This window comes from uncultured Meiothermus sp. (genome assembly GCF_937863175.1).
Lineage (GTDB): Bacteria > Deinococcota > Deinococci > Deinococcales > Thermaceae > Meiothermus.
In genome coordinates this window covers 1-11,617 of record NZ_CALMCQ010000051.1, presented here as the reverse complement: position 1 = coordinate 11,617, position 11,617 = coordinate 1, and the positions used below count along the sequence as shown (strand labels likewise).

Annotated in this window: 9 protein-coding genes; 5 read left to right on the top strand and 4 right to left on the bottom strand. The window is 60.8% G+C overall.

The annotated features are described in order from the left end of the window. Window positions 1-48: 48 nt before the first annotated feature. The gene (locus Q0288_RS02155) at window positions 49-1,077 is read right to left on the bottom strand and encodes a zinc-binding dehydrogenase (protein ID WP_299426488.1); all 1,029 of its coding nucleotides are present in this window, start codon (window positions 1,075-1,077) and stop codon (window positions 49-51) included. 340 nt (window positions 1,078-1,417) lie between these two features. Here Q0288_RS02155 and purU point away from each other — a divergent pair, with 340 nt between their 5' ends. The 3 genes from purU (at window position 1,418) to Q0288_RS02140 (ending at window position 6,353) form a co-directional block, all read left to right on the top strand. After that, entirely contained in the window at window positions 1,418-2,278 is an 861-nt protein-coding gene (gene purU / locus Q0288_RS02150; RefSeq protein WP_299426485.1) for a formyltetrahydrofolate deformylase, read from the top strand. Between the two features lie 66 nt (window positions 2,279-2,344). Continuing rightward, complete coding sequence (locus tag Q0288_RS02145; RefSeq protein WP_299426482.1) at window positions 2,345-3,580, top strand: trypsin-like peptidase domain-containing protein; 1,236 nt, start codon at window positions 2,345-2,347, stop codon at window positions 3,578-3,580. 55 nt (window positions 3,581-3,635) lie between these two features. Continuing rightward, window positions 3,636-6,353: a hypothetical protein gene (locus Q0288_RS02140; protein ID WP_299426479.1), complete on the top strand. Its 2,718-nt coding sequence runs from the start codon at window positions 3,636-3,638 to the stop codon at window positions 6,351-6,353. Between the two features lie 41 nt (window positions 6,354-6,394). On the opposite strand, the gene Q0288_RS02135 is transcribed toward Q0288_RS02140, so the two are convergent. From Q0288_RS02135 to lptB, 3 genes are all read right to left on the bottom strand, one after another. Then, window positions 6,395-6,679, bottom strand: a complete 285-nt coding sequence (locus Q0288_RS02135; protein ID WP_299426476.1) for a DUF302 domain-containing protein — start codon at window positions 6,677-6,679, stop codon at window positions 6,395-6,397. Window positions 6,680-7,215: 536 nt separating this feature from the next. Beyond that, complete coding sequence (locus Q0288_RS02130) at window positions 7,216-8,652, bottom strand: DUF3084 domain-containing protein (RefSeq protein WP_299426473.1); 1,437 nt, start codon at window positions 8,650-8,652, stop codon at window positions 7,216-7,218. Window positions 8,653-8,709: 57 nt separating this feature from the next. Next, on the bottom strand, window positions 8,710-9,480 hold the full coding sequence (gene lptB / locus Q0288_RS02125; protein WP_299426470.1) for an LPS export ABC transporter ATP-binding protein: 771 nt from the start codon (window positions 9,478-9,480) through the stop codon (window positions 8,710-8,712). A gap of 109 nt (window positions 9,481-9,589) precedes the next feature. Here lptB and gltX point away from each other — a divergent pair, with 109 nt between their 5' ends. Both gltX and Q0288_RS02115 read left to right on the top strand, forming a co-directional pair. Then, window positions 9,590-11,020 (top strand): glutamate--tRNA ligase, encoded by a 1,431-nt coding sequence (gltX, locus tag Q0288_RS02120; protein WP_299426467.1) that lies wholly within the window; start codon window positions 9,590-9,592, stop codon window positions 11,018-11,020. 78 nt (window positions 11,021-11,098) lie between these two features. Then, window positions 11,099-11,572 (top strand): hypothetical protein, encoded by a 474-nt coding sequence (locus tag Q0288_RS02115; protein WP_299426464.1) that lies wholly within the window; start codon window positions 11,099-11,101, stop codon window positions 11,570-11,572. The last annotated feature ends 45 nt before the right edge of the window (window positions 11,573-11,617 follow it).

The following is an 11,617-nucleotide window of genomic DNA, read 5'->3' as shown; positions in this document are numbered from 1 at the left end:
ATCGCCTCCGGGTCTCCGGGTTGGAGGATGATCTTTTTGAATCCGGTATTAGACCTCCAGAACCACCTTGCCAAACACCCGGCGCTCTTCCAGCAGCCGGTGTCCCTCGGCAGCCTGTACCAGGGGTAAAGTTGCTCCGACGATGGGCTCGAGCTTTCCCTGGCTCACCCATTTCAGAATGGGGAAGAGGCGGCTTTTGGAGGCCATGGTGGAACCAAAAATAGAAAGCTGGCGGTAGAAGATGTGTGAGAGTGGGGTGGTTGCCTCGTAACCCGAGGAGGCTCCCACCAGGCTGATGCGCCCGCCCCAGGCCGTGGCCTTGATCACTCCTTCCCAGTACTGTGCTCCGGTGTGATCCACTACCGCATCGGCTCCCTTGCCGCCGGTGAGCATACGCACTTCCTTAAACCAGTCCTGGCGGGTGTAGTTGACCGTCTCGTCCGCACCCAGGGCTCTGGCCTTTGCCAGTTTCTCGTCGCTGCTGGCAGTCGCAATCACCCGTGCCCCATACTGCTTGGCAATCTGAATGGCCGCTACCGAAACCCCCGATCCTGCGGCCATAACCAGCACATCCTCGCCGGGCCTGACCTGAAGCTTGTCTACGACCATCTGCCAGGCGGTTAAGAACGTGAGCGGCAGCGAGGCGGCCTCGGCCCAGCCCACATTGGCGGGTTTGGGCAGCAGGTTGGCAGAGGGAACCGTTACCAGTTCGGCATACCCCCCCCAGCGGTGCTCCCCCAGGATCTGGTACTGGGGGCAGAGATTGTCCTGACCGTTCAGGCACCGCTCGCACTGGCCACAGGAGACCCCAGGGTTGAGCACCACCGCATCCCCCGGACGGCACCCTTGTACCCCCGCCCCTACTGCTTCCACCACCCCGGCGATATCGCAGCCGAGGATGTGTGGCAGCGGTAACTGGGGGCTGGCCACCCCCTTGCGCACCCAGACGTCGAGGTGGTTGAGGGCTACCGCCTTCACTGCTACCCGCACCTGCCCGGCCTCCACTTGCGGGGGTGCAATTTCGCCGTAGCGCAAGACCTGGGCCTCACCCCTGGACTCCATCCATACTGCTCTCATAGGGCGATTGTGACACCCAGCGTTAGAGACCGTCAAACCACCGAGAGCGGGCGCTGGGTGTTGCTGCCGGGTTTGCAGTATACCCAGCCGTGCTCCGGTAGCCGAATCCAACACGGATTCCGACCTTGTAACGACGGGAGTTGCTGTCGAACGGCTGGCCTTGGGGCCATTGCCACATGCCCATTTTTTGTTACCAGATTTCCGGGAATGCAGGGGACGGCTACCCAAATGGGGTGGGACTTGCCAGACTCCGAACAGAAGCACGAAAACCCCTGAGCCCTGTCTCCTGACCCCCTCACGTCTTGAGCTTTGGGCCACCAGCCCTTAGCCTGTGGCAGATATGCAGTCGGATAGTACTGCGCGGCTTCTGATTACCTGCCCCGACCGGCCTGGCATTGTGGCGGCGGTCTCGAATTTTCTCTTCAACCATGGGGCCAACATTACTGCGCTGGATCAGCACTCCACCGACCCCGAGGGGGGGCTTTTATTCATGCGTCTGGAGTTTCAGACCCCCCACCTGGATGTGCCGCAGGAAATTCTGGAAAAGGCTTTTGCCGAGCAAGTGGCGGCCCGCTTCGAGATGAACTGGCGCATCGCCTACGCCGCCGAACTCAAAAAGGTTGCCATTCTGGTTTCCAAATACGACCACGCTCTGCGCGAATTACTGTGGCGTCACAGCAACCTCGAGCTGCCCTGCCAGCTCACGAAGGTGATCTCCAACCACCCGGATCTGCGGTCCGAGGTCGAGCGGTTTGGCACCCCCTACCACTATGTGCCGGTGGAGAAAGAGCGCAAGGAAGAGGCTGAAGCACAAATTTTGGAGCTGCTCAAAGGTTCCGACCTGGTAGTCCTGGCCCGGTATATGCAGATCCTGACCGCAGGTTTTGTGGCCCAGTATCCGCATAGAATCATCAACATCCACCACTCGTTTCTACCTGCTTTTACTGGGGCCAGCCCCTACAAACAGGCCCATACCCACGGGGTGAAGATTATTGGCGCGACCGCCCACTACGTCACCGAAGAGCTTGACCAGGGGCCCATTATCGAACAGGATGTGGCCCGCGTCTCCCACCGCAACGACGTGACCGAGCTGGTGCGCCTGGGGCGCGATCTGGAGCGCAATGTGCTGGCGCGTGCCGTGCAGTGGCACCTGGAAGACCGAATCATCGTGTACGGCAACAAGACGGTGGTGTTTTCATAATCTCATAATCTGGCTTCACACCGTCTTCACCGTCGTTTATTACCCTGGAGGTAGGAGGCTTTTGAGATGCCCATGAGAACCGCAAGCGTTGCCCTCGGGCTGGTTTTGATCCTTGGAGGTGGGGTGGCCTGGTTTAACCTGAGCAAGAGCCAGACCCCGTTGCAAACCACGACCGCCCAGGCCCAGGGTTTCAGCCAGGCCCAGGCACTTTTGGAGAACGAGCGCAACACCATAGACATCGTGCAGCGCGCCGGTGAGGGAGTGGTGTTTGTCGCTGTGCGCACCGTACCGCAAACCGGCCGGGATTTGGGGTTTTTCGGCCCGTTTCTGCAACCACAGCCGCAAGAAGGTTCAGGTTCGGGCTTTGTGCTCGATCAGGATGGCCTGATTCTGACCAACTACCACGTGATCGAAGGAGCGGATCAGATTACCGTACGTTTCCACAATGACCCCCGAAGCTACCCAGCCCGGGTTATTGGCCGGGCCGAGCCACTGGACATAGCCCTGATCCGGGTGCAGGCCCCGCGCGAGAAGCTCAAGCCCATGCGCCTGGCCGACTCCGATCGGGTGCGGGTGGGGCAAAAGGCCATCGCGATGGGTAACCCTTTTGGGCTCGAGTTTACTGTTACCGAGGGCATTATTTCGGCCATTCGGCGCAACCCCCTCGATGGCGGCGGAGCCGGACTGGGGGCATTTGTGCCCACCGTGCTCCAGACCGATGCTGCTATCAATCCCGGCAACTCCGGTGGACCCCTGCTCAACTCTCGAGGCGAGGTGGTGGGGATCAACACCTTTATCTTCAGCACCACGGGTGGGTTTGGTGGGCAGGCCCAGTCGGCAGGTATCGGTTTTGCCATCCCGATCAACTTAGCCAAGCAGTACCTGAGCGACCTCAGGGCAGGACGTGATATTACCGCCGAAGAGCTGGTGCGGGCTCGCCCTCGCCTGGGAGTGACCCTCTCGCCGCTTTCCATGAACCAGTACCCCGAAACCATCCGCCGCCAGCACCGACTACCGGAGACCGGATTGATGATTCAGCAACTGGAGCGGGGCGGGCCTGCTGAGCGTGCGGGGCTGCGTGCGGCTACCCGCACGGCGCAGATCCAGACGCGCGCTGGACAGGTTATCGAGCTGGGGGTCAATGGCGACATCCTGCTCGAGGCCGATGGCAATCCCATTAACAACATCAACGACCTGCGTGCCGTGCTGCTTGCAAAACGGCAAGGCGAAGCCGTGAACCTCAAGATATGGCGGGACGGTCAGACCCGCGATGTGCGAGTGGTTCCACAAGTGATTCGGTAAGGGGCACCGCACAGTCCACTACCCTGCCTTTCATCTGCGTTGCCTATACTGGGCCATGCTGCGGTTCTTGGCGTTGGTTTTGCTGGTTTGCACGCAGGCACTGGCCCAGTTTGACCCTACCAGGCAGTGGTTTACCCTGCGCACCGAGCACTTTGATATTCACTATCACGCGGGCCTCGAGCGCGTGGCTAGCGAGGCCGCCATCCATGCCGAGAACGCCTACAGGCTGCTTAAAGCAGACTTCGAGGAGCCGCCAGGGCGTATTAGCATCGTGCTCTCGGATGTGGGCGATACCCTCAATGGTTTTGCCAATACCACCAACAATGTGGTGGGAATTTTTACTGGACAGTTTCGCAGTTCGGATTTTTTCAATCCCCGGCTGGGCTCGTGGTGGGAGACGGTGATTTTCCACGAAATCGCCCACATGTTCGATCTTACGCAGGTGCGCGGCCCTCTCAAGGATCGCACCCGCATCTTCGGGCAACTACCCTCGCAGAATGCAGTGAAGCCTTTTCCACTGGTAGAAGGCACCGTGCTCTACTTCAAGCACAAAAAGCTGGGTGAGTCGCGCCTGAACGACTCCACCACCCGCATGATGCTGCGGCAGATGGTACTTTCGGGCAAGTTTCCCACCCTCGATGAGATTCGCCAAGCGTACAGCCGATCCAGCTGGCCTTTCCTGGGGTTTCTGGTCTACAACTACAGCGCCTGGCTGGTGCAATATCTGGAAGTGCGTTTTGGCGAGGATGCCTACCGGCGCTTCACCGATGCCAATGCAGGAATGCTGGCTACTAAAGACTTCAACGAGCCTTTTCTGCAAGCTTTCGGCGTCTCGCTTGACCAGATTTACGCCGACTTTGTGCGCTGGCTACCCAGCCAGTTCCAGGACGAGATTGCGCGCATTCGGGCCGAGGGCCTGACACCGGTTACCAGACTCAGCAACCTGGGGTTTTTTAGTGAGGGTGCAACAGACTCACCCAATGGAATTGTGTATTCTCATGCGTCTCCGCTGCGCAGTGGTCTGCGCATCATCGTCAATGAGCGGGAGCGGGAGCTTTTGAACGGCCCGGCCCAGCATCCCCAGTGGTCGCCAGACGGACGCTTCTTGCTGTTCACCGCTAGCAGCGCCGCCAGCCCGTACTTCGCAGGCAGCGACCTTTATCAGTACGACCGGTTGGAAGGCAGTGTGAAGCGGCTTACCAACGGCGAGCGGGTCTACTACGCCCGCTACGCGCCCGATGGCAAGAGCATCTTTATGGCCAGGAATACACCGGATGGCTCCACCGAACTGGCCCGCTATTTTATCGAGCTGGGGCGCACCCAGCCTCTGCGTAGTTTTCCAAACCAGGACGGGATTATTCACTCTTTTGCGGTAGCGCCAGATGCTAATTCGCTCGTATTGTCGCTTCTCCGGCGCGGGGGTTTTCAGGATCTCTACCGCTACGTGCTGCAAACTGGCGCCCTCACCGCCCTGACCCAGGACAAAAACGTGGATAGCGACCCGGTCTTCAGCCCCGATGGGCGCTACGTGATTTTTAGTTCCGACCCCAGTCGGGTCTACAACCTGTATGCCTATCGCCTCGAGGATGGCGCGGTGTTCCAGGTGACCAATCTGCTCACCGGGGCCTATAGGCCTACCATCTCGTATAACCGGCAAAACATCCTCTTTACCGGCTACGACGAGACGGGCTACAACCTCTACCAGACCCCCTACAACCCCAGTAGCTGGAAACGGGTGGAACGGAAGCTCGAGCCCCTGCCCGAGTTTAAACCAGCCGAGGTTGCTATAGGCCAGGGTTACGACCCCTGGCGCTACCTGCGCCCGTTGTTCTGGCTGCCGCTGGCGGGGGTGAGTACGGATGGCTTTGGCTTGAATGCAATTTTGGGGGTTTCCTTTGGGGCTTCCGACCCTATTGGCATCCACGCTTACTCGGTGGGGGCCGGGTTTGATAGCAACTTCCGTGGGGTCTTCTATGATCTGGCCTATCAGTACGCGGGCCTTGGTTTTCCGGTGGTGCTGCAAGCGGCAGGAGCGGGCCGGGACACTGCCCAGGGCATTGGCGCATCGTTCTGGTCGCCGCAGGGCAGGCTGGGTTTGCAGTACCTGCGCTCAGATGTACTGGAGCCCGCCCTGGATCCCAACCAGAACACTGTCACGCACGCATTTTCAGCTCGCCTCAACTCGGTAAGCACCTCTTCGAGCGACCTGTTTCGCTCGCGCAGCAGCCTGAGCATGGCTGCTACAGCCTTTGTGCGCGGGGCCAGCCCGGACTGGCGCTACAGCGTCCGGGGCGCACTGGGGCTCCAGTTCCGCCTGCCACTGGAGGCTTCACACCGGATCGGGCTGCGGGTAGGGGGTGGTTTTACCACCTCGCCGCTGGCTTTCGACGCCTTCGACCTGGGCTCGATTCCGCTGGTGGTCGGCAGCATGCCGGTACTGGCGGTGCGGGGTTATGGGCCGGGCCAACTGTGGGGGTCGCAGGCCCTGGTGGGGTCGCTGGAGTACCGCCTGCCGCCCTGGAGCATCGAGCGCGGACTGGGCAACTGGCCGCTATTTTTCGACGACCTGAGCCTGTCGGTTTTTACGGACGCTGGAGTGGCGGGTTCACGGCTGGACTTGAACCAGATACGCTTTTCGCTGGGGGCCGAGCTACGGCTGGGGTTGACGCTGTTTTACCTGGCGCCTGGCTCGAGCGTCGCGCTGGGGGGTGCTCAGGGCATCGGGGAGCCTGGGCCCAGGTTTTATCTCAACCTGGTGCTGCCGGGCCTATAAAAAACCCCCCGCCAGTGCGGCGGGGAGGTCTCGAGCATGGACTAGCGGACTACCCTGGCAATAACGGCCTCGATCTCGTTGGAGGACTGAACCAGTACTTCGGCTAGCTCCCGGGGCATCATGGGGGCAAAGGCCCTGGCGTTCATGCGCGAGATGAAGGTCTTTCCGTCGCTGGTCTGGTAGATACTGACCCGACAGGGCATGAAGGCGGAGATGAAACGGAAATCGTCTCTGCCCAGGATTTGCGCCGCATACCTGCCGCTGCACAGGTCGAAGATCAGAACCGGGCGGACCGTAAAACCTCTTTCCGCCAATACCCCCGCCATATTGGTAGTATTTAGGATGCTCCAGCCCGCAGCTCGCACCTCAGTTCTGAAACTCTCTATCACCGTTGCAAAGGGCTTATTTACTTCTGTCACCAGCAGGGGTTGCATCGGAGCCGGTGCAGCCTGAGCAAACGCAACGCCCAGCAGGGCGGCCAAGGAAAAGACTGTACTGATCGCTATTTTCTTCAACATTTTAATCTCCTGCAAATACCCCCACGGGATATTTGCAAAGTAATGCTACCATATCATAAAGGCCTGTCAATAAGTGGCCTGTAAAGCCAATACCAGAAGATTTCGACGGCTCCGGGCACCCGAATATGAATGGATTACCGCACCGATGGGGCAGTACCAGCTTGGCAAGGGCAGTCCGCTCACTTGCACCGCATCCTGGCTCAGGGAGCGACCTCATTCTTGCTGAAAACCAGCTCCAGGTGCACCCACAAAAGTAATTTGGTTACAGCTCATTTGCGAGATGCGTGCTGATCGGCCTCTGTACGTATCGCAAATTCCACCTGGAGATACGGACGGCAACCGCCCTAGGGCAGCAGCTTCAGCCCCAGTCGGGGTGGCTCAGTAGGGTAGAGGTTGCCCAGCGCCACCACCGCCACCCGGGCTCCGCCGCGTTTGCCGGAGAGCTGGGAGGCCAGGCTCACGAACTCCTCGAGGGCAATCCCTCCCTGGGCCAGCTTTTCGGGAATCCAGCCCGCTACCGTGAGCCGGTTTTCGGCTACCTGGCCAAGGGTGTTAAACTTGCGCCGCAACTCGCTCATGCTGGCCGGGAGCACCAGGGTGGTGGAGGCCAGCACCTCTCCTTCGACAAAGGCTTGTTCGCGGGCACGGTACTCGATAGCGACTCGAACCCGCCCCTCGGAACTGATGTTCTGTATGCGCGCAAGAAACAACCCTGGCTTGAGGTTATTCAGACTGGGTTGTTCCACCACTTCCATGACGCGCAGACCAATCAGACGAACCCGGTTGTCGGCCCGGCGGGTGACCTCGCCCAGGGCTACCTGTTCGTTGCCGGGCATCACCCGTTCTTCGGCCAGCAGGTTCATGTGCAGGCTTTTATCCAGGCTGGCGGCAATCAGCCGGTTGCGTTCACGCAATTGCTGCAATTCCCGCTGGGCTTCCAGCAGCTTTTTGCGCAACTCGCTGTTTTCGCGCTGGAAGTTCTCGAGGATGCGACTGGCATTCTCGCTTGGGGGAGCCGGGGTTTGCCCGCCTCCTCCCAGCACGGCCACATCGCCCTCGAGCCGGCGCAGTTGACCCTCTAACTCGCGGGTGCGGGCCTGGAGGCTATTGAGCCGGGCCTGGGCATTGCGGCTGGCAGCTTCAACCTGCCGCAGTTGCTGCTCGGCTTTGCTGGCCTGGGCCGACAGTTCACTGCGCCCAGCCAGCAGTTGATCTTTTTCTTTTTGCAGCTTTTCTTTTTCTTGCAACAGGCTCAGGCGAACCTGTCTGAGCTGTTCTAAAGCCTCCCGCTGGGAAGCGCTGGCAGTCCGAAGCTTCTCCACTTCCTGGCTTAGTTTCTCCCGCTCGACCAGGGCGTCCTCGAGATCCTGACGGGTCTGTCGCTGGAGGCCGACATACTGTTCGAGCTGCCGGGCCAGCAGGGTGTTGTTTTTCTCGAACTCATCGCGCTCGGTTTTGAGCTGCTCGTTCTGGACAAAGGTGATGGCGGCCCGGTTTTCCAACCGCTCCACCTCGGTGCGCAATCGGTCGCGCTCCTGGCGCACTGCTTCGGCCTGCAAAATGGTCTCGCGGGCATCCCGCACCACCAGGAAGAAGGTTCCAAAGGCTCCCAGGGCAATCAGTGCCCCCGTTCCAATCGCTACCAGGGTGGCGGTGGCCCTGGGGCGCAGGCCCAAAAAGCGCCAGTGGCGCTTCCCCACCCGCTTGGCTACCAGGTCGCCCACATAGGCCACCAGGCCCGCAACGAGCACCAGAAGGATGAGGATGGCCCAGAATGTCATACTGAAGTCTCAAGTCTCCTATTGACCCGTAGCACGAGCCCTGCAACCTGCAGCCGTTCACAACTCATACTCATCGCCCAGGTAGTGCATACGCACCCCCGAATCGCGGGCGAATTCCTCCGGCGAGCCCTGAAAGGCCACCTGGCCGTCGTACATCAGGTAAATTCGGTCGGCAATCGCCAGCGTTTCGCGCACCGAGTGGTCGGTGATGAAGATACCCACCCCGCGCCGCGCGCGCAGCTCGGAGATGAGCTTCTGGATGTCGTGGACGTTTTTGGGGTCTACGCCGGTGAAGGGCTCGTCCAGCAGGATGAAGTCGGGGTTGGTGCAAAGCGCGCGGGCGATTTCCAGCCGCCGCCGCTCACCGCCCGAAAGGGTGTAGGCGTACTTGTCGCGCAGGTGGGCGATGCCCAGCTCCTCGAGCAACTCCGCCGCCCGTCTGGCCCGTTCGGTTCTGGGGAGGGGCTGAAACTCCAGCACCGCCAGCAGGTTTTCCTGCGCGGTCATGCGGCGGAAGGCCGAGGGTTCCTGGGGCAGGTAGCCCAGACCCTGCCGGGCTCGCCTGTACATGGGCAGCCGGGTTACGTCCTGCCCGCCCAGGCGGATGCGCCCGGCGTTGGGTTCGATAAAGCCCACCAGCATGTAAAAGGTGGTGGTCTTGCCAGCCCCGTTGGGGCCGAATAGGGCCACAATCTCGCCGCGGGCAAGCTCGAGGTTCACCCCCCGCACTACCTCCCGCCGCCCATAGCGCTTGGCCAGCCCAGCGGCCTCAAGGCGGGTGGTAGGGCTAGAGGTCAGGCCAGGACTCTGTTGCAATGCCGCTTCCATGTGTTCTTCAGGGTATCATTCCCCACTAAGTCGGCTGTGAGAGGTATAACCCAAAGTGGCCAGACTTCGAGGCTTTCAGCTTTGAGCCTTCGGCCTTAAGCTATCGGTTATGGTTGTAACCCGCATTGCCCCCAGTCCTACCGGCGACCCCCATGTGGGTACGGCCTATCAGGCCCTCTTCAATTATGTTTTTGCCAAACAGCAGGGGGGGAAGTTCATCGTGCGCCTCGAGGATACCGACCGCTCCCGCTACAACCCCACCTCCGAGCGGCGAATTTTAGAGATGCTCGAGTGGATTGGGCTTTCCCCCGACGAGTCGCCCACCAAGGGCGGCCCAGGCGGCCCCTACGTGCAGTCGCAACGCCTGCCCATCTACCAGCAGCATGTGCAGATGCTTCTGGAAAGCGGCGCGGCTTACCGGGCGTTCGACACCGCAGAAGAACTCGCCGCCGTCCGCGAAGCCGCCCAAAAAGCCGGACACAAAGAGCAGGGCTACAACCGGCGTTACCGCGACTATCCCGTAGCGGAGTCGGAGCGACGGGCTGCGTCTGGTGAACCCCATGTGGTACGGCTCAAGGTTCCCCAGGGAGGCAAAACCATCGTTCACGACCTGCTGCGCGGCCCGATTGAGTTTGAAAATGCCGCGCTGGACGACAAGGTGATTCTCAAGGCCGATGGCTACCCCACCTACCACCTGGCCGCGATGGTGGACGACCATCTGATGGGGGTTAGCCACGTGATCCGGGCCGAAGAATGGATCACCAGCACCCCCTTCCACATCCTGATCCTGCGGGCGTTCGGCTGGGACGAGCCGGTCTGGTGCCACACCCCCCTGCTGCGCAACCCCGACAAGTCCAAGCTCAGCAAGCGCAAGATGGATACCAGTGTGGACAGCTACCGGGCCCAGGGCTTCCTGCCCGAAGCCCTGCTCAACTACCTGGGCACCATGGCCTGGAGCATGCCCGATGGACGGGAAATCTTCAGTGTGCAGGATATGATCGAACACTTTAGCCTCGAGCGCATCAGCCTGGGCGGCCCAGTCTTCGATCTGAACAAGCTCAAATGGATGAACGGCAAGTACATCCGCGAGGTGTTGAGCGTGGCCGAGCTGGCCGAGCGGGCCAGGCCATTTCTGGAGCGGGCCGGGCTTTCTGCTCCCTCCGACCGCTATTTGCAGCAGGTGATCGAGGCCATGCGGGCCCGCTTCGAGACCTTGCAGGAGTTCGTAGACAGATCCCGCTACTTCTTCTCCGACGAGTACCCCATGCAGGAAAATGCCCGGGCCAAGCTCCGCGAGGGGGCCGGGTTCTTCCCCGAGCTGCGCGAACAACTGGCCCGGCTGCCCGATATGCTGCAAGACGCCACCGAACCCCTGCTCAAAGCCTTTGCCGAAGCCAGGGGCCTCAAAACCGCAGCCGTAATGCAGCCCCTGCGGGCCGCCCTGACCGGGAGCCTCGAGACCCCTGGCATCTTCGACCTCCTGACCCTGCTGGGCAAAGAACGGGTCTTGGAGAGGCTCGAAAGAGCCACCCCGCAGTAGGGGTTTTTGTCCGGGCCTCTAAGCGCTGGTTGCTTGCCCTAAGACCCTCGGGAGGCCGGTGGCCCTATGCTATGAGGGATGAGCCTTGAGACCTGGGAATTGCTCAGCTATGTTGTCACCGTGATCGGGCTTCCTTTCGCGATTTATCTGTTCTTTCACGAGCAGCGCAAGGAACGGGACAACGAGGAGCAAGAGACCTATCAGCTCCTGTCCGACTCCTACACCGACTTCCTCAAGCTGGTGCTCGAGAACCCCGACCTCAAGCTGCGCTCCACCCAGCGCACCGAGGGCCTCACCCCCGAACAGCGCGAACGGATGCTGGTGCTCTTCGACATCCTGGTATCGCTCTTCGAGAGGGCCTACCTGCTGGTCTACGAGAGCCGGATGACTTCGGAGCAGCAGAGGCGTTGGAATTCCTGGGAAGACTACATGCGCGAGTGGTGTCGCCGCCAGGACTTCCGCGATGCGCTCCCTGGCCTGTTGAGCGGGGAGGACTCCGACTTTGCTGAGTACATCCAGCTCCTGGCCCACCAGGAAGCTTCGACGAAGTGACCCTGGGGGTGTGCTCGAGGGGACGATCCGCGCACCAAAACCCGT